The following is a 17,466-nucleotide window of genomic DNA, read 5'->3' on the forward strand; positions in this document are numbered from 1 at the left end:
ACACGCTTTCCCGCGGAACCCGGAGAAGCCGGCGGCGAGGCCGGGGGGGGGTGCATCCTGCGTGGATGTGCCGGCATTCTCGGGGAAACGGGTTGCAAATCCGGCGAACGGCACGAAAACGCCGATTATAATACAGCGATCAAGATATGTGAATTGCATTATAATGCCGTGTGCGCCGACGGTGGTCCGCCGATCCGTCGGCGCGTGCCGTCAGGCCGGCCGGGCGACGCTGCCAGCGCGCCCGGCATTTTTATCGACGACCCAACTCATCCCGAATGGAAGCTGCAATGAACGCCGCCCCCGCCTGCCCGCAATGCGCGATGGAAAACACTTACCCGGACGGCACGCTGACCGTATGCGCGGACTGCGGCCATGAATGGTCGGCCGGTGCCGGCGCCGAAACCGGTGACGAGCCGGCCGGCGACGTCGTCAAGGACGCGAACGGCAACGTGCTGTCGGATGGCGATTCGGTCGTGCTGATCAAGGACTTGCGCGTGAAGGGCTCGTCGATCACGCTGAAGATGGGTACCAAGGTCAAGAGCATCCGGCTCGTCGGCGGCGATCACGAGGTCGACTGCAAGACCGACATGGGCGGCTTCATGCTGAAGGCCTGCTACCTGAAGAAGGTCTGAGTGCACCCGCGCCAATCGACTGCTTGATCGACTTCCCCCCCATGGCCGAGGAACGATTTTCCTACGATGCGTTCGTCAGGTTCCTGGCGACGCCGCTGAACGACGGCCGGCCTTTCGTGCTGGAGACGCAGCACGCGCTTTCGCTCCATTTCGACCATTTCGGCACGCAGAGCTTCATGTCGCTCCGGGATCCGGGCCGGCTCGAGCTCGGCTATACACGCGTGATGATGGGCTTTCTGCTGCTGCAGCCGGAGCCCGCGCACATCTGCATGCTCGGGCTCGGCGGCGGTTCGCTGGCGAAGTACTGCTACCGGCACCTGCCCGGTGCGGCGATCGACGCGGTCGAGATCAACCCGGACGTGATCGCGCTGCGGGACGTATTCAGGATTCCTGCCGATGACGGCCGGTTCAAGGTGGTATGCGCCGACGCCGCGGATCACCTGGAAAGGGCGGAGGTCCGGACGGACGTGATCCTGCACGACGCGTTCGTCGCGGACGGCATGCGTGGCCGGTGCACGGGTGCCGCATTCCTCGCTGCGTGCCGGGCGCGCCTGAGTGATACCGGCGTACTGGCGATCAACTTCATGGACGACGATCCGGCGTTGCCGCAACATCTCGAGCAACTGCGAGCGGTGTTCGGTGCGTCGTATACGCTGGTGCCGTGCGGCGACGACAACAACTACATCGCGTTCGCGTGGAAGGGCGGCCAGCGGCTGCCGTCACTCCGCATCCTGCTCGAACGCGCACTTGCGTGCGCACAGGCCGGCGAGCTCAAGCTGGGAGCCACGGCGAGACGCATGAAGGCCGGGGAGTGCATCGAGCCGCAGCGGCTGGTGCAGCGTACGCAGCCTCCGGGGCGGTGGGAGATTGGCGCGTAGGCGTTGAGCGGCTTTTAAGCGCCGCCGCGTGCGTGGCCGGTGCGGCCGCGCTTCGCTTACTTCACGCGCTTGCCGAGCGCGCTCTTGGTCTTGTACGTCACGCCGTGACGGTCGAGATACTCGCGGATCAGTTGCCGCACGACTTGCGAAGGCGTGAGATCCTGCTCTGCGCAGAGCATCTCGAATGCTTCCTTCTTCGCGGGATCGATCAGGACGGTCAGGCGGGCGGTTTTTGTTTCCATTGCGGGGCGAGGGTGGTCGGTATGTTAATCAAATTATAATCGATGAGCCTTCGGTGCCACTACCGGACACGCGGGGAAGCGTGGGGAAACGCGGCCGGGTGCGCATTCAGCGCTTGCTGCGGACCAGCGCGAGCAGGTCGTCGATCACCGGTACGATCGCCAGCGTGACGAGCACCGCGGCGAGCGGCACGGTCGATACGTAGCCGACATGCTTGAAGCCGATCGCGCCGGCCAGGCCGCCGATGAAGAACGACGAAAGCATCGTTGCGTGAATCCGCAGCTTCGAGCGGTTGGCGATCACCGCATGCGCGTCGACGTCGATCGCCGACCGGTTCCAGTAGAACAGCTTCCCGAGTTCGATGCCGAGGTCGGTCACGATGCCGGTCATGTGTGTGGTGCGGATCTCCGCGCCCGACAGCTTCGTGATCGTCGCGTTCTGAAGCCCCATGATGAAGCACAGCAGCGTCACGGTCACCGGCACGAAGAAGGTTTCCCACAGCGCGAGATGGCTGCCGAGCAGCCCGAACAGAAGCAGCAGCGCGGCCTCGACCAGCAGCGGCAGCATGAACTGGCTGTGCAGGCCGCGACGGCGGCCCCAGTTGACGAGGATCGCCGAGCAGCTGGCACCGATCAGGAACGACCCCAGCGAGCTGATGCCGGCCAGCGCGAGCCGCACGTCGCCGAGCGCCGTCTGGTCGGCGATCGCCGATACGATGCCGCTCATGTGCGACGTGTATTGCTTGACCGCGAGGAAGCCGCCGGCATTGGCCGCGCCGGCGACGAACGCCAGCGAAAACCCGAGCTGACGGTTTGCGGTCGCGCTGCGGTGTTTTCCCGTCAGGTTTCGAAAGTACTGCGCTGGCATGGTGGCTTCGCTCAATCGCCGCGGATCGCGGGCACGGACATGAAAACCGGCGCCGGGTGGCAGGGCGGGAACGCCGCATGCGTACGGGTGCCGGGTCTCTTGAATCATGTGATGGACATGATAATGTCATTATCATACTCTGTCAGCCGTATGGGGCTGACAGTACAATGTCGTGCTGCGCGGGCCGGCCGCGTCTTCGCTGCCGCATTGCCGTGCCGCCCGCATTCGCGATCACTTCTGCCCACCGCTTCATGACCCCGATCAAGTTCATCCTTCGCTACACTGCGATCCCGTTCACGGCCATCGTGGCCGTGGTGATCTGGACAGTCATACCATCGTCGAAAGAGATCGATGCGAGACAATATGCGGCGCTGTCGCGTGCGTACGCGAGTTTCCCGCTGCCGTTCCGGCGCGAGATCTCGGAAACGATGGACCACGGCCGGATCAACGACCGGCGCTACCAGGCGCTCGTGCGCGATTCGCTGGGCAACGGCGTCGCGCTGGACTGGCCGGCGTCGGGCGTCGGCGCGCTCGCCGACGAGCGGCAAAAACTGGCCGAACTGATTCAGGCCGATTCAGATCTTCAAGGGCATCACCAATGAAAACTCTGCTGGTTTCCGTGGCATTCGCGATGATCATCGCGAGCCTGATCTTCGCGCTGTATTTCATGAATCACGATCGCGGCAAGTCCAAGCGGATGGCATGGTCGCTCGCGGCACGCGTCGGGTTGTCGGTCACGCTGTTCCTGTCGCTGCTGATCGCTTACAAGCTGGGCTGGATCGAGCCGACGGGGTTGCCGATCGGCCGCTGAACGACGGGCGCCCCGTTGCAGGCGGGGCGTTCGCGGAAATTCGCGTTTTTTCGAGGCGAGTGACGATGCGATTGCGTACGCGACGTCATGGGCGGAGGGATGGCCAGGCCGTTCGATCCGGCTGAAGGCAAAGGGGCGGCGGCGCAACTGCGGCTCGAGCTTCGGGCATCGTGGATGCGTTACCGCCTGGGGTGCTTCATTTCCTCGGCTTCCATCGCGGCGACTCGTTCTTCACGTGCGGATACGGACTCCATGGCTTCGTCGATCGAGGCCAATGCATGTTCGCAGGCCAGTTTCACTTCTTCGACGGTAGCCTCTGGCGTCTCGTCGTCGCTTGGCGGAGGGGAAAGCATGTCTCCGAGCATCATCGCCAACTCAGGGGTGTCCCACGCTTCGCCCTTTCGCGCCTTCTTCTTTATATAGTGCCGGATTTCCGCGTCCTGCTCGGGCGAGAGTGGAAGGTGTCGAAACGTGTTGCCTGGGTTGGCGTCGATCATGATGGTGCTCCCGGGATTGCTCCCTGCAATGCGCGTGCACCCGGAAAAAGAGGGGGCGACGGAGGAGTCGGCTCTTATTTTCGGGAGCGTGAATCGTGAATGCGTTCGAGGCGGGCCAGGAGTTCGTCCACCTGGAGCGAGAGAACCTTGTTGCGCCCGGATTGCGTGCGAAGCTTGTTGAGCTTGACTCTCCAGTACGCTGGATCGTTGACGGTCGATCTGTTGATGAACGCGTGTTGCGCTTGCTCAAGCAGCCCGATCGATCGTCTGATATGGGCCAACTCGTGTGCCGCGTCGCAGTACCCGCTCATGTTTTTCGCCTTCTAATTATGATTTTCATCCTGACTTGCTGCACGGCGAGCGCACGTGCGCTCACGCCTAAGGCGATGCTGGAGTCAATGTCGGGCAGCACCACGGCTGCACGGCGTGACGGGCGTACTGATCATCCTTCTTGCGGCTGCGAGGCGGCCGGCCGGCTTGCAGCCTGCGTCGTCCGGCCACCGCAATTCATGCCGGAGGGCGAGAGGGCGACGCACGCGGCCCTCTGGCCGGCACGGCGTGCTCGATGTTCCTAGAACATTTTGCGGGGCGGCATCAGGCGTTTCGTCCGCAAGCGCTGCCTGGCAACGGCACTGGCCTTTTTCCGCTTGCGCTCCGTCGTGGGCTTTTCGTAGCTGGTGCGACTGCGCAACTCCCGAATCAACCCGGTCTTCTCGATACTGCGCCGGAATCGTCGCAGCGCGACATCGATCGGTTCGTTGGTCTTCAGTGTGATGGTTGTCATGTAACTCCTGGTTGAAAACGGTCGACAGGAAATCTAGCCGAGTCGTGTCATGACGGTGCTTGCGATCTCGTCGGATTCGAATTCCGAATACCCGGCTCCGATTGAAAACGCACGCACGGCCGCGAACATCTGCAACTCCTGTTGATGACATAGCGCGGAATGGGTCATTCCAGCGGGCAGGACAGCGTCGCTCCGCGTGACCTTGCACCCTCTGATCAGGTCAAGAAGTTCGTCGACGATCATTTCGTCCTCCAAATTGCTGGAAAGTTGCTTTGCCATCGTGAGTCGCGTCAGACGGCGCTCGAAAAGAAGCCCTGCTTTTCGCGATTTTCGTCGATGACACTCTCGGCATAGCGCAATGACGCACGACGTGCGTCACCGGCGGTATCGAACGGACTGTCGTCGAGAAGCCTGAACGTCTGGCTCTGCGTCAGCGTATCGGTGGTGCCGCGAAGACAAATCTTGACCGCTGCGTCGAAGCCGGCATCGTAGTTATGCGGGTTGCCATCCAACGCAGGCACGTGTGGGTAAATCAGTGGATAGATCTCGAATCCACGGTAAATATGCATGCTCATCATGAACTCCTGGCGATCGATTGCGGCGACTCGCAAGGACGAGCGTATTCAGCCAGCATCGCCTGATGCTTGGCGCGGCGGGTCGGTGTGAAAGGGACAAACGTTGCGAGCGAGGCAGTACGCGACGCAACACGGTGGCGGGTGGAGGGCGAGCGGGCAAACAGCAAACGGGCGCTCGAATGAAACCATCATACGCGCATCGTCGAGCGGGTGTCCATCTTATTTCGACCGCGACGACGCAACTGCCTCGACAACCAGTCGACGCCGACCGTTCATGCCTCTTACGGAAAACGAAACTTTTCCCCATTTAGCGACATCGGGCAGGGGTGGTATGCACCTGATGTTGCTTGCCGAAATTGTGACAACTGTCGAATCGACAGGGGGCCCGCGTCTGGACGTCAGTGCGAAGGCAGTGTCAGTGGCCAGCCGACGCACGTCGTTCCGTGATGCGAGCGGTAAGCCGGCGCGATCATTCGATTGGCGTTCGACGAAACGGGATTCGGCACATAGCGCGCATGCCACTGCAGGCGGGCGTAGACAAAAATGGGGTTGTCACCGTTTGCGAAGCAATGATGTCAATTCGCCAGTCGTCGTCGGTCGACAGGTGCGGAACCGTGGTGAATTCACGCGATTGCGCGCCACGCACTGAAGTTGTCACAGGGGGGGGAGGCTACGCAAAGGCTTCTGCCAACTTTCGACAGGGCCGTCACGACGGGGACGCTCGTGGTCGCGCGTTGTGTCGATTGCGAGTTTTATCTGATAACAATGCTATTGTGATAAGAATACTTATCCCGATGATGTTGATCGGAGTGAATCCCATCGGCGGATGGCAGCATCACTGGCGTGACTGAAACGGGTTCTGGGGCGCCAGCAGAGGCCGTAGCGTGGCGGGCGATGACGCTAGCCGCCCGCCCCGCCCGTGATGTCATGTCGATAGGCACGGGGAGAGCAACCGACGATGCGCTTGAACGCATGTCCGAACGCGCTATCCGAGTCGTAGCCGAGCATTTGCGCAATTGCCGATATCGATGCGTTCGAGCGTCGCAGTTCCCGCATTGCGAGCTGCACGCGCCAGCGCAGTACGTACTCGAGCGGCCCGAATCCCAGCCGCCGCTTGAAGTGCAGCGCGAACGTCGACCGCGATACGTGGCAGCAGGTCGCGAGTTCGTCGACTGTCCAGCGTCGCGCGGGCTCCGCATGAATGGCGACAAGCGCCGTGCTCACCCGGGAATCCGCGAACCCGGCGAGCCATCCGACATCGCTGTTCGCGCCGTCGTCCACGTAGCGGCGCAGGATCTCGACCAGCATCATGTGGCCGAGATGCCGAACCATCAGCGACGCCCCCGGTGATGGTTTGCCGAACTCATGTGCGAGCCGCTGCAGCGCCCAGCGCAACACCGCCGCTTGTTCGGATTCGCCGCTCACGACCACCACGGGCGGCAGGCTGCCAAGCAGCAGCGGCATGCCTTCCTCGTACGAGAAGCGGCCGCCGATCAGAAAGCAGTTCGCCTGTTCGCCATAGTGCGCGATGCCGTGTTCGACGTTCCGGTACACGTCGGCGGCGGGGACCGGCGTCACAGATGGATCGCTCGCCAGCGAAAATGCCCGCGGCGATGCGAGCAGGAAGCAGTCTCCCGTGCGCAGCCGGATCGGCACCCCGGCGCCGTCGACGGTCAGCCAGCAGCTTCCCTCGACAACCGCATTGAACTTGATTCCCTCGGGCGGGGGAATGGCAACCGCCCACTGGCCGCCCGCTCTCAGGCCGGTGAAATACGAGTCGCGCGTTTCCAGCAGCGACAGCACTTCCGACAGGGGATCCACGTTCACGCTCCGGACGATCTCGACGAAAAATCGGATTCTATTGCATTCACAGTCCGGGGGCGCCGCCGGAAAATGGCCTCGTGCAGTGACGCGACCGACAGGCGGGCGCGTGCTTCACGCATCGTTCCAGGAGCCTTCGATGACGAGCAGGCAACACCCCCTTCATTCCGGATTCGGCGCAGCGTCGACGGCAAGCGACGTACTGGCCGATCTCGACCTTCGTGGCAAGACCGCCATCGTCACGGGCGGCCATTCGGGCCTCGGCCTGGAAACGACGCGCGCACTGGCGCAAGCCGGTGCGACCGTTGTCGTCGGCGCACGGCACGTCGATGCCGCACGCGAAGCAACGCGCGGCATCGACGGTGTGGAGATTGCGGCACTCGACCTCGCCGATCTCGCGAGCGTGGCCGCATTCACGGCGCGGTTCGTCGATGGGCGGCGCAACGTGGACATCGTCATCAACAGCGCGGGCATCATGGCGTGCCCGGAGACGCGCGTCGGCGATGGCCGGGAAGCGCAGATGGCCGTCAATCATCTTGGCCATTACGCACTCGTCAACGGGCTGTGGCCCGTGCTTGCGCACGGCGGCGGCGCCCGCGTGGTCGCAGTGTCGTCGCTCGGGCACCGGCTGTCGCCGATTCGCTGGGATGACGTCCAGTTCGCACACGGTTACGACAAATGGCTCGCGTACGGGCAGTCGAAGACCGCCAACGCGCTGTTCGCGGTGCAGCTCGACGCGCTGGGCGCCCCGTTCGGTGTCCGCGCCTATTCGCTGCATCCGGGCAAGATCGCGACGCCGCTGCAGCGCCATCTGACACGTGAAGAGATGATGGCGCAGGGCTGGGTGGACGAGCACGGTGTGCCGGTCGATCCGACTTTCAAGACGCCGGCCCAGGGTGCCGCAACCCAGGTATGGGCGGCAACGTCGCCGCGCCTTGCGGCGATCGGCGGTATCTATTGCGAGGATTGCGACGTTGCGGTCGTCACGCAGGGAAACGAGGAATTCGGCGTGCGACCGCATGCGATCGATCCGGATGAGGCGGCGCGTCTGTGGGCGTGGTCCGCGAAGCTGACCGGAATCGATGCCTTTGCGGCGAGCCGCTGACGGCCGGGCGCGTACGAAGGAGGGCACAGGTACCGGCGGAGACCGGGCATGCGGCCGGCGCGAGATCCGCGCGCGGCCACTTGGTCACGCGTCGCGCGAAGCCCGCGGCTCATCTCCGCGATCGGTATCGCGGAAAGCGAGTCGGGGTTCGAGACAAGTGCATCGAAGGTTGATGCGAGTTGGCTGATCGCGAAGCTTGAGACAGCGATTGATTCCAATGAAGCGGGGGCAGTTCGCGGCGGCCGATCACTGTGCATATATCAGAGGGCGGTAAGCAAGATCAGGCCGATGGTCGCATCCGCCGTGTCAACCGGGTCAGGTTCCGACGCCACCACGGTGCGCCGGCGCCCGATCGGGCGATCGCCCGTCGCGTATCCGCTCAAGTCGCTCGATCGCCTCAACGTGGCCTCAAACACGAATCGATCCGCTGCTGTTTGCCGATCCGAAGTGGATCGAGTCGTCGCCGTACACGAAACACATGGGTTCGACGCATTGTCGCGATTGAAACCGGCGAAGCGGCCCGCCGTTACCGGGCCGCGACGACGATTACCCTACTTCACGGGGGTGAGGACCGGTGCGCCTTTGTTCTTGATGAGGAACACGACGAATTTTGCCGGCTTCGTGCTGCTGGCATTTCGCCCGACCGTGTGGACATCCTCCGGGCCTTCGTGGAACGTGTCGCCGGCATGGAGCGTGACCTCCTTGCCGCCGTTCAGGCCCATCACGATGCTGCCGTCGAGCACGTAGACGAAGGCGTGCGCGTCGTGACGATGAACGGGGTCGACGCTGCCGGGCGGATAGTCCACGACGATCATCTGGACTTCCTTGCCCGGATACTCGGGCAACGGCTCCGTGGTCAGCGGCGTGACCTTCGCGTGCGGCGCGGCGACGGCGGGTTGAACGGCCATCAGCAGCGACGATACCAGCGACGCGAGTACGAGCATGATGCGTTTCATGTCGTCACTCCAGGTTGGCCTTGTCGAGCCCGAACATCTTGTCGAACGATCCCGGCACGATGCGGAATGCGACATTCAGCCGGTTCCAGCTATTGATGGCGCCCACGAGGACGGTGAGATCCGACAATTCCTGCTCGGAATAGTGTTCCCGCATGCGTGCGTAGAGGTCGTCCGGCACGCCATGCGCGGGGAGGCGGGTCAGTACCTCGGTCCATTCCAGCGCGGCGCGCTCGCGGGGTGAAAACAGCGTCGATTCGAGCCAGATCGCGACGTGGTGCAGGCGCAATTCACGCTCGCCATGAATCTTCGCCATCTTGATGTGCATGTCGACGCAGAATGCGCAGCCGTTGAGCTGCGATGCCCGGATCTCGACGAGCTCGCGCACCGGCGCCTCGATCGTCGTCTTCTGAAACAGGCCGTCCAGCTCGATGAGCTTCCTGGTCAGTTCCGGCGATTGCTGGAAGTAGTTGATACGTTGCGTCATGATCTGTTCTCCTGATCGGTTGAAGCGGTGCCGCCGGCGCGTCGGATGGTGATTCGCCGCAGCACCTGCCTGGCAACCATCGTAATCGTGCGCCCCGGGGGCCAGTAGTACCGGCAAGGTGCGCACTCTGTTGCCGCTTCCGCACCAGTCGCTCATCATGCCGACACGGCGATGAAGCCACATATGCCTTGTCGTGCCATCTTCGTATAAGGACAGAGACGTTCCGTGTCGCGTACGAGACCTTCCGCGACGGGCAACTCGACACCCGGCATGCGGACGATGACGTTGGCAACCAGCGCATATCCGCCATCTACCGGATCGCGGCCGAACGAGACTTCAACGGCGACGGTCGTTTCCCGGATATCGACCCGCGCGCGTTGCGCCAGCAGGCTCAGCGCACCGTGAAAGCATGCGGCGTAACCGGCGGCAAATAGCTGCTCGGGATTGGTGCCGCCGCCCGGGCCGCCCAGTTCGACAGGTACGCGCAGATCGAGGGCGAGACTGCCGTCGTCGGATTTCGCGACGCCCGATGCACGGCCGTGCCTGGATGTACCGCCAGAGACCGTGACCGTGGTCGTGTAGAGCGGGGCGAATTCCTTCCCGCGGTATTTGTCGAGCAGTGTCAGCGGCGGAGGTTGCAACCTCTCGTTCTCCATATGCCTCCCGGTTGCTGGTATAGCCAACGCGAACGTCTCTCGTACCTTGCGTATCGAGGCGCTGCGTTGTTCTTCGAAGCGAATCAGCGCAACGGCGCAGCGCTTGCCTGCCAGTCAATCCCCTCGAGTGCCATCCCGTCGATGGACCACACGTACTTGCATGCTAGGCAAAGACGAGCCGACGCACCAGACCGACTCGGGATGCATGGTGTTGCCCGTTCCGCACCAATGCAGTCGATGGAAGGGGGGAGCGTGCAGGGCGGCCAGACCCTGGTTCAGAAACCGGGCCGCTCGATCAGATGTCCCGCGTGCGCGGGATGACGACCGCCTGGCCGTGCAGTGTGCCGTCGGCGTCGAGTAGTTGCCACAGCGTGGCTTCCTCGATCATGAAGCGCTGGCCTGACTTGGTGACCCGCACGCCCTTGTAGCCCGCCTCGTAGCCGAGCCGCTGTACGCGTGCGAGGAATTGCTGCCGCTCCTCGCGATTCGGGGCCTCGGCTGAAAGTCGGGACGGCAGTCGGGTGATTTCATCCCAGCTGTACCCGAACCGGCGCTGCGCGGCCTTGTTGCCGTAAATAAAGACCGGGTCGGGATCGGTGTTGTGCGCGAGTACCGCGAACGGCGCATGCTCATAGAGCCATTCGGTAGCTTCGTCCACGTGCATGGCCTGAGGCACCAGGGGGCGGCCAAGCAGCCGGGCGTAGCTGTCGGCAAGGAGCTGATAGAACGCTGGATTGCTGTGGAGTGGGATCATCTGGAACATCTCGACGGAGATCGTGGGCCCGTCTGCGCGACTGTGTGGGTGCTTACGATACAGCATCCGCAGACTACTATTCCTGGTTAAATGATTTCCGCAACGTGGACGATGACCCACGCCGCCGGAACGAGCGCCGCCTGAGCGCACAGCGTGCCGAGAACACGCGCGCCGGCGAGCGTCGTGATGGCCCGCCGAAAGCTGTTTTCCGATATCCGGCCCTCGATGACATCGTCGGTCATGACGGAAACCTGCGGGTCGATGACGACGGCCAGCACCACGGTCGCGAAGCCGTTGATGACGGACGACAGGTTCGCGCATGTCACCCTCAGGTCGGGTTTCAGGTAACCCGCATACAGCGACGCGAACACACCGACCGTCCAGATCGCCATGGCCGCCACGTTCAGCACGATGACTTTCCAGGACACGCCGGTGCTCGCGGTCAGCTGCGTGACGTTGTGGCGGGAAGGCAATCGTGCGCCCACGCGAAGATAGTTGACGCCGGCGCGACTGCAGGCGTCCACCAGCAGCCGCGGAATCGAACGGTTCACCTGGAAATGTTCGACGGCGCGGCTGAAATAACGCTGGAAAGTCGGGATCAGGAAGGCGCCGGCAATGCTCGCCACGGTAGCGCTCAGCAGGAAGAGCCGGAAATCGGTGAGCAACCCGCTGCCCATCCGATGCGCAATATCCATTTCGACCCGTTTCGCGATGAACGGCCCCTGGAAGGAGTTGGCCGTCCGGGAAACCAGCGCGATGATCCCGAACAAGGAGAACGACAAGGCGATCCGGCGCGTTCGAACGCCGGCAATCCGCACCGCATAGGCCAGTGTCGCGATCACATGGATGACGAATGTAAGCCCGCAAATGATCCAAAGCTGACTGTCCATGCTGTGACGGCGCGTGTGGCGGAGGCATGAGTGTACCCGAGCAAAGTACCGGCTCAGTTGTCGAGCGGCGCACGGTCTCGGGAGCGCAATGCCCGGTTCGTCGGGGTCGGGGCGGGAGGACGCGCGAAGCCGGGGCAGCAAGAGTCGTGGTGGCGATTTCGGTCGCCCGCCGCACGAGCCGGGCGATACGCGCTGCTTCGGCGCATGAGGGCGCCATGGCGGTCACTGCGTGAAAAGCTGCTGCCCGGCGACGCCGATTGCCGTGTCGTTCATCGCGATCATCGGTTCCACGTCGAAGCCGGCGACACGCCAAGCATCGATGCCGCCGGTGAGCGGCAAGGCGAGCTTGACGCCGGACAGCCGCAACTGCCTGGCCACCGATGCGGCAGACGCTTCGTGCGGACACGCGCAATAGATGACCAGCGTCCGGTTCGTTCCATAGCGCTCCATGATCTGGCGGGGCTGGTGTTCATCGGCGATCAGCGCGCCCGGAATGACAAACGGATCGCGCGTTCTCCCCTCGGCGGAACGGATATCGATCACGGCCGGCCGCGGCTTGTTCGCGAGCAGCGCATGCAATTCGCCCGCGCTGATCCGCGCGTTCCCGAGCGCATTTGCCATCATCTGCCTGCGGCAGTAGCCATACAGAAAGTACAGCACCGGGGCGATGCCGATCACGACGAGCGCTTGCCAGCCGAGACGGGCGACAGTCGCGAAGATCGCATCGATCTGCGACGCGAACAGCGTGCCGACGGCGAGGCCGATCGACGCCCACAGCGCAATGCCGGCGCAATCGTGCAGGACGAAGGCACGCACCCGGACGGCCATCGCACCGCAGAGCGGAACGGCAACGAGCGAAAGGCCGGGTACGAATCGTGCCACGACGAGCACGCGAACGCCCCAGCGTCCGAAAAAGCGCTCGGTCGTCGTGACGCACGCTTCGCGCGACGGCGACAGGCCGCAGACGGTGTGAAGCGTGCGCTTGCCATACCGTTTGCCTCCCTGGAACCAGACCAGATCGCCGAGCAGGCCGCCGATCACGGCGGCACCCAGTATCGTCAGGAAATGCAGCAGCGTCGACGACCCGACATGCGCGACGAGCGCGGTGCCAGCACCTACCGTGATCAACGTCGGTATGGCAGGCAACGGGAGGCCGAGCGAAGACCCGAGCACGTTCAGGAATACGACCCATGTGCCGTACCGCGCGATCAATTCATGCGACATCATGATGCTCTCCTTGAGGCGTTTGCCGGCGCGACCAATGACGCGTGAAGACGCGACGCGGCGTAGATTTGCCGCGTGGTTTCGCGCGTTGCGCTTGCGGTGTCGTCCCTGTGCTCCGGAACGCATCGGGCAGCATGTACGGCCACCGTCAGCGCCAAGCGTAGGCGATGTAGTCGCGCGGCAGTAGCGCCGCGAAGGACCTCACCATGTTGTCTCGGCGACAACAATCGACGAAAGGTGGATTGCCCGGAGCAGGAAACAGGCAGGGAGCGCGATGCGGCTCGAACGACGGCATCGACGGCGGCACGTGCAGCGTGTAGTCGCGTCGAGCGGCGTCGGAAAGGCGCTGAGCGCCCTAAAGCGCAATGATCGTGCGGCTCGACGCTTCGCTTTCTTGTTCTCCGAGCATCGCCTTCAGGTCGCGCTCGATCGTGCTGCACAGCGTTGAAATGGGCACATCGTTCGCACCGCCTTCAAACGGGTTCTCGGTGCTTTCGCCCACCTGTTCGAGCGACGTATACATCCACGAGACGGCGACGCTGCACGGCACGACCAGCCATACCATGTTGCCGTGCATGAAGCCGCTCACGCCGTCGTTCAATCGATTGAATTCGTTCAGAAGACCGAACGGAAGCGAAAGGCAGAAGAACCGCACGAACAGCGAGCTGACGGTCGCGTACTGGCGCGGATAGGGGAAGTTCTTGAATCGCTCCGATCTCGACTGGAGATCGACGAAGTCCCCGATCGTCTTTTGAAGCTCCATGTAAAAACCCGAATTCAGCTGGCCGGCCTGGTAAAGCGTCTTGAGCGACGTACCTTGAAGGCTCAGCACGCATGTCGTGATGGAGGAGGACGACAGCGCCTGCGCCGTTTCCGCGGGAGACAGGTATTGGGGCAGCAGTTCCCCGATGTCCTTTTCCCATTCGGGAACACGATAGAAGCGGCGGTACTCCGCGTTGTAGCGTCTGGTCGTGCTTTCCCAGATCCTCGGGCGACGCAGGTCGTATCGCAGCGCGGTCAGCCAGGCGAGGTGGCGGTATACCAGCTTTCGGGCAACCTCTTCGTCCGCGACGAAGTCGCGCGCAATTTGTCCCCAGCGGCGGCTCTTGCTCAGGATGCCGGTCCAGATTTCCAGCGCATCCGCTGCACGGTTGTACGTCTGGACGTTCTTGAAGCCGACGATGAACGACGTGGCGGTGCCGAGGAGCACCACGATCGTCAGGGGGATCGACAGCCACGTGATCGAAAAGAACTTGTACAGCACGACCGGAACGGAACCGAAAATGAGCAGCTCGTAGATCTTCCAGCGCGTCCAGATCAGGAATTCCGATAGCTTGTACGATCTTCCGAGATGCATTTCATTTGCCTCATCGACGATTCAGGTGGGTGACGAAGGGGGGCAGCAACGCACGAACTTCGCCGCACATCATGCCTGCTATCGATTCCGGTGACATGCGATCGATTGGTGCCGCGCAGGCAACATCGTGGGCACGGTTGCGGACCTACTGCGCGCGTCCGCATCGCCCTACGATGATTTCGCGCGGCGGATGGCCGCGGTCGACATCAACCGAGGGCAATGATCATGTCGCAGAAAATCCTGATAGTGGGGGCCGGTTTTGCCGGCGTGTGGGGCGCACTGGGCGCGGCTCGCGTACTCGACGCCGCCGGCGTCACGAGTAGTGACGTTGAGATCACGCTGGTTTCCCCGAAGCCGGAATTGCAGATCCGGCCGCGGTTGTACGAAAGCGGGCCGCAGCACATGGCCGCGCCGCTGCTGCCGCTGCTCGATGCCGTCGGCGTGAAATTTCTCGAGGGCAGTGTCGAGGAAATCGACGTTCGCGAGAAGACGGTCGGTGTTGCTTGCGCCGACGGCGAGAAGCGCCAGATCGCGTACGACCGGCTGTTGCTGACCAGCGGCAGCAAGCTGAGCAGGCCGCCAGTGCCCGGGCTCGCGGAACACGCGTTCTCCGTCGATTGCATCGAGGACGCGGTCGCACTCGACGCGCACTTCGCGACGCTCGCGAAACTGCCGGAATCGCCAGCACGCAATACCGTTGCGGTGGTCGGCTGCGGTTTCACTGGCATCGAGGTCGCCACCGAGTTGCCCAAGCGATTGCGCGAGTGGTTTGGCCCGGATGCGAAGAGCCGTGTCGTCGTGATCGGCGCGCAGGACGACATCGGCCCCGATCTCGGGCCCAATCCTCGCCCGCACGTCGCTGAAGCCTTCGATTCGCTGGGCGTCGAAGCCGTGCTCGGTTCGCGTGTCGTGTCGATCGCGGCCGACGGCGTTCGCACCGCATCGGGCACGCATATCGAAGCGATGACCGTGATCTGGGCAGGCGGAATGCGCGCCAGCCCGCTGGCGGCGCAAGTCTCGTCGCATCTCGACGCGCTCGGACGTGTCGCGGTCACGGCCGATCTTCGGGTCGCCGACGCACCGCACGTATTCGTGGCGGGAGACGTGGCGCGGGCACGGTGCGACGACGACGGGCACGATGCATTGATGTCGTGCCAGCACGCGATCGTGATGGGGCAATTCGGCGGACACAACGTGGCCGCGGATCTGATCGGTGTGCCGACGCTGACGTACCGCCAGCCGTTCTATGCGACATGCGTCGACCTTGGCGAGTGGGGCGCTGTTTACTCGGAAGGCTGGGATCGGCAGATCAAGCTGACGCACGCGGAAGGAAAGGCGCGCAAGCAGATGATCAACACTCAGTGGATCTACCCGCCGGCGCCGAATCGCACCGACGCGCTGGCAGCGGGTAATCCGCTGGCATCGTTCGGCTGATCGGACGGCGCCCCGCGTGTGTCGCGAGATGCGCGGCGGGGCGTGCAGGCACGCGGCGACGGTTGAAAGGTATCGGCGACCAAGACGCCGCCGCGGCACGCAAGGCGTCGATTCAGTCGACGACGGTCATGATGTTGACGGTGCCTTGCCGCGCCATCTTTGCATACGGGCACAGGCGCTCGGCGGTGCGGACCATTTCCTCCGCAACGCTGCGATCGACGCCCGGCATCCGCACCCGAACGTCGACGAGCAATGCAAAGCCACCGTCCATCGGATCGCGGCCGAACGACACCTGCACTTCCACGGCCGTCTCGGGGGCCTCCATTTCGGCGCGTTTCCCGAGCAGATTGAGCGCGCCGTGGAAGCACGCGGCGAACCCTGCCGCGAACAACTGCTCCGGATTGGTCCCGTTGCCGGGCCCGCCGAACTCGGCGGGCAGGCGCAGATCGACCGCGAGATTGCCGTCGTCGGAGCGGGCCACGCCGGATGCGCGGCCGTGTCCCGTCTCGCCGCCGGAAACGGTGACGGTCGTCGTGTAAAGGGGTTGAAAGTCACGGCCCCGATACCTGTCGAGGAGAGACAGCGAGGGGGCCTGCAGCTTCTTGTCATCCATGATGCCTGCTCGAGTTCAGCGACGCGCTTCGACGGTCGAAACGTCTTGCGAAGGGGGTTGCACGCCCCACGCGAATTGCGTCTGCCGCGAAGGGTGGGTGTCGAGCGATCGTGTGACGAATACGGCAATCGCCCGGTGCAGCCTGATTCCTGGTTCGTCCACGAAAGAACGACGTGCCCATGCTAGAGGCGTGCACATGGCGGCGGTATGGCCGTTCAGGGCGATTGTCTGTTTCCCGTCGGACACCAATCCGGAACCCGGCGCGCCGGGCGCAGCCGCGAATTTCCGTGCGTCAGCGGTCCAGGCACGCGCGCAGCGTGTGCGCGTGACGGTGCGCTTCGGCCGCATCGACGACGTTCGCGAACCCGATGACGAGCCCGCGCGGCGTCTGCTGCGTGTGGCTGTTCGTATACCAGATCGAGAGCGGCAGGATCGCAAGGCCCGCTTCGCGGGCGCGCGCGGCGACGGCGACGTCGTCGACCGGCCCGTCGGGCCCGTCCGGGAACCGCACCGCGAACTGGATTCCGCCGGGCGGCAACTCGACGATCAGCCGCTCGCCGAATGCCTGCCGCAAGGCGTTCACGATCAGCGTGCGCCGTTCGCCGTACAGCGTACGCATCCGCTTCAGGTGCCGGGCAAAGTGCCCCTGTTCGATGAAATCCGCCAGGGCGGCCTGCAGCAGTGTCGGCGAGCCGGCATTCATGCTGCATGCGACGCGGTCGACACGCTCTATCGCGCGCTCGGGCACGACCGCGTAGGCGAGCCGCAAACCGGGATACATCGCCTTGCTGAAGGTACTGCAATAGATCACGTGATCCCGCCGGTCGAGACTCTTCAGCGCCTGCAGCGGGCGGCCGAGATAGCGAAACTCGCTGTCGTAGTCGTCCT

Annotated in this window: 23 protein-coding genes; 6 read left to right on the forward strand and 17 right to left on the reverse strand. The window is 63.6% G+C overall.

Features of this window, described 5'->3' with window-relative positions; translation table 11 throughout:
* Nucleotides 1-287: 287 nt before the first annotated feature.
* Together FOZ70_RS34170 and FOZ70_RS34175 are read left to right on the forward strand one after the other, a co-directional pair.
* Nucleotides 288-632: a zinc ribbon domain-containing protein YjdM gene (locus tag FOZ70_RS34170; RefSeq protein ID WP_021158207.1), complete on the forward strand. Its 345-nt coding sequence runs from the start codon at nucleotides 288-290 to the stop codon at nucleotides 630-632.
* A gap of 41 nt (nucleotides 633-673) precedes the next feature.
* The gene (locus FOZ70_RS34175) at nucleotides 674-1,510 is read left to right on the forward strand and encodes a spermidine synthase-like protein (RefSeq protein ID WP_021158208.1); all 837 of its coding nucleotides are present in this window, start codon (nucleotides 674-676) and stop codon (nucleotides 1,508-1,510) included.
* Nucleotides 1,511-1,566: 56 nt separating this feature from the next.
* Here FOZ70_RS34175 and FOZ70_RS34180 read toward each other — a convergent pair whose 3' ends face one another.
* Both FOZ70_RS34180 and FOZ70_RS34185 read right to left on the reverse strand, forming a co-directional pair.
* Nucleotides 1,567-1,752 (reverse strand): ribbon-helix-helix protein, CopG family, encoded by a 186-nt coding sequence (locus tag FOZ70_RS34180; protein WP_021158209.1) that lies wholly within the window; start codon nucleotides 1,750-1,752, stop codon nucleotides 1,567-1,569.
* Nucleotides 1,753-1,858: 106 nt separating this feature from the next.
* Nucleotides 1,859-2,617 carry a YoaK family protein gene (locus FOZ70_RS34185; protein ID WP_021158210.1) on the reverse strand — a complete coding sequence of 253 codons (759 nt, stop codon included), beginning with the start codon at nucleotides 2,615-2,617 and terminating at the stop codon, nucleotides 1,859-1,861.
* Nucleotides 2,618-2,868: 251 nt separating this feature from the next.
* On the opposite strand from FOZ70_RS34185, the gene FOZ70_RS34190 reads away from it, so the two are divergent.
* Complete coding sequence (locus tag FOZ70_RS34190; RefSeq protein ID WP_027792574.1) at nucleotides 2,869-3,219, forward strand: hypothetical protein; 351 nt, start codon at nucleotides 2,869-2,871, stop codon at nucleotides 3,217-3,219.
* Nucleotides 3,216-3,428 (forward strand): twin transmembrane helix small protein, encoded by a 213-nt coding sequence (locus tag FOZ70_RS34195; RefSeq protein ID WP_006489184.1) that lies wholly within the window; start codon nucleotides 3,216-3,218, stop codon nucleotides 3,426-3,428. The genes FOZ70_RS34190 and FOZ70_RS34195 overlap by 4 nt, the downstream gene beginning before the upstream one ends.
* Before the next feature lie 179 nt (nucleotides 3,429-3,607).
* Here FOZ70_RS34195 and FOZ70_RS34200 read toward each other — a convergent pair whose 3' ends face one another.
* The 6 genes from FOZ70_RS34200 to FOZ70_RS34225 all read right to left on the reverse strand — a co-directional run bounded on the left by FOZ70_RS34200 (nucleotide 3,608) and on the right by FOZ70_RS34225 (nucleotide 7,105).
* Complete coding sequence (locus FOZ70_RS34200; protein ID WP_219707666.1) at nucleotides 3,608-3,925, reverse strand: hypothetical protein; 318 nt, start codon at nucleotides 3,923-3,925, stop codon at nucleotides 3,608-3,610.
* A gap of 74 nt (nucleotides 3,926-3,999) precedes the next feature.
* Nucleotides 4,000-4,236, reverse strand: coding sequence for a hypothetical protein (locus tag FOZ70_RS34205; RefSeq protein WP_059492741.1), 237 nt, complete (start codon nucleotides 4,234-4,236; stop codon nucleotides 4,000-4,002).
* A gap of 260 nt (nucleotides 4,237-4,496) precedes the next feature.
* Nucleotides 4,497-4,709: a 30S ribosomal protein S21 gene (gene rpsU, locus FOZ70_RS34210; RefSeq protein ID WP_219707667.1), complete on the reverse strand. Its 213-nt coding sequence runs from the start codon at nucleotides 4,707-4,709 to the stop codon at nucleotides 4,497-4,499.
* Between the two features lie 33 nt (nucleotides 4,710-4,742).
* On the reverse strand, nucleotides 4,743-4,952 hold the full coding sequence (locus tag FOZ70_RS34215; RefSeq protein ID WP_042973949.1) for a hypothetical protein: 210 nt from the start codon (nucleotides 4,950-4,952) through the stop codon (nucleotides 4,743-4,745).
* 47 nt (nucleotides 4,953-4,999) lie between these two features.
* Complete coding sequence (locus FOZ70_RS34220; protein ID WP_027792578.1) at nucleotides 5,000-5,284, reverse strand: hypothetical protein; 285 nt, start codon at nucleotides 5,282-5,284, stop codon at nucleotides 5,000-5,002.
* A 900-nt stretch (nucleotides 5,285-6,184) separates the two neighbouring features.
* Entirely contained in the window at nucleotides 6,185-7,105 is a 921-nt protein-coding gene (locus FOZ70_RS34225; RefSeq protein ID WP_219707668.1) for an AraC family transcriptional regulator, read from the reverse strand.
* 139 nt (nucleotides 7,106-7,244) lie between these two features.
* Here FOZ70_RS34225 and FOZ70_RS34230 point away from each other — a divergent pair, with 139 nt between their 5' ends.
* Nucleotides 7,245-8,210: an SDR family NAD(P)-dependent oxidoreductase gene (locus FOZ70_RS34230; protein ID WP_219707669.1), complete on the forward strand. Its 966-nt coding sequence runs from the start codon at nucleotides 7,245-7,247 to the stop codon at nucleotides 8,208-8,210.
* Nucleotides 8,211-8,761: 551 nt separating this feature from the next.
* Here the strand turns inward: FOZ70_RS34230 and FOZ70_RS34235 are convergent.
* From FOZ70_RS34235 to FOZ70_RS34265, 7 genes are all read right to left on the reverse strand, one after another.
* The gene (locus tag FOZ70_RS34235) at nucleotides 8,762-9,166 is read right to left on the reverse strand and encodes a cupin domain-containing protein (RefSeq protein WP_060219803.1); all 405 of its coding nucleotides are present in this window, start codon (nucleotides 9,164-9,166) and stop codon (nucleotides 8,762-8,764) included.
* A gap of 4 nt (nucleotides 9,167-9,170) precedes the next feature.
* The gene (locus FOZ70_RS34240; RefSeq protein WP_059587609.1) at nucleotides 9,171-9,650 is read right to left on the reverse strand and encodes a carboxymuconolactone decarboxylase family protein; all 480 of its coding nucleotides are present in this window, start codon (nucleotides 9,648-9,650) and stop codon (nucleotides 9,171-9,173) included.
* A gap of 155 nt (nucleotides 9,651-9,805) precedes the next feature.
* Nucleotides 9,806-10,306, reverse strand: coding sequence for an Ohr family peroxiredoxin (locus tag FOZ70_RS34245; RefSeq protein WP_219707670.1), 501 nt, complete (start codon nucleotides 10,304-10,306; stop codon nucleotides 9,806-9,808).
* Nucleotides 10,307-10,601: 295 nt separating this feature from the next.
* Nucleotides 10,602-11,060, reverse strand: a complete 459-nt coding sequence (locus tag FOZ70_RS34250) for an MEKHLA domain-containing protein (protein ID WP_048028598.1) — start codon at nucleotides 11,058-11,060, stop codon at nucleotides 10,602-10,604.
* An 86-nt stretch (nucleotides 11,061-11,146) separates the two neighbouring features.
* The gene (locus FOZ70_RS34255; RefSeq protein WP_059492744.1) at nucleotides 11,147-11,950 is read right to left on the reverse strand and encodes a lipid II flippase Amj family protein; all 804 of its coding nucleotides are present in this window, start codon (nucleotides 11,948-11,950) and stop codon (nucleotides 11,147-11,149) included.
* 222 nt (nucleotides 11,951-12,172) lie between these two features.
* The gene (locus FOZ70_RS34260; protein ID WP_219707671.1) at nucleotides 12,173-13,177 is read right to left on the reverse strand and encodes a DedA family protein/thiosulfate sulfurtransferase GlpE; all 1,005 of its coding nucleotides are present in this window, start codon (nucleotides 13,175-13,177) and stop codon (nucleotides 12,173-12,175) included.
* Between the two features lie 352 nt (nucleotides 13,178-13,529).
* Nucleotides 13,530-14,531 carry a bestrophin family ion channel gene (locus FOZ70_RS34265; protein ID WP_021158225.1) on the reverse strand — a complete coding sequence of 334 codons (1,002 nt, stop codon included), beginning with the start codon at nucleotides 14,529-14,531 and terminating at the stop codon, nucleotides 13,530-13,532.
* Between the two features lie 225 nt (nucleotides 14,532-14,756).
* Here FOZ70_RS34265 and FOZ70_RS34270 point away from each other — a divergent pair, with 225 nt between their 5' ends.
* On the forward strand, nucleotides 14,757-15,965 hold the full coding sequence (locus FOZ70_RS34270) for an NAD(P)/FAD-dependent oxidoreductase (protein WP_059555942.1): 1,209 nt from the start codon (nucleotides 14,757-14,759) through the stop codon (nucleotides 15,963-15,965).
* A 112-nt stretch (nucleotides 15,966-16,077) separates the two neighbouring features.
* Here the strand turns inward: FOZ70_RS34270 and FOZ70_RS34275 are convergent, their stop codons facing one another.
* On the reverse strand, nucleotides 16,078-16,578 hold the full coding sequence (locus FOZ70_RS34275; protein ID WP_021158227.1) for an Ohr family peroxiredoxin: 501 nt from the start codon (nucleotides 16,576-16,578) through the stop codon (nucleotides 16,078-16,080).
* A gap of 292 nt (nucleotides 16,579-16,870) precedes the next feature.
* Nucleotides 16,871-17,466, reverse strand: a 596-nt coding sequence (locus tag FOZ70_RS34280; protein WP_219707672.1) for a PLP-dependent aminotransferase family protein, incomplete at its 5' end; no start/stop codon positions are given.

Origin of the sequence: Burkholderia sp. COPS, assembly GCF_019425585.1 — a bacterium.
Classification (GTDB): Bacteria; Pseudomonadota; Gammaproteobacteria; order Burkholderiales; family Burkholderiaceae; genus Burkholderia; species Burkholderia cepacia.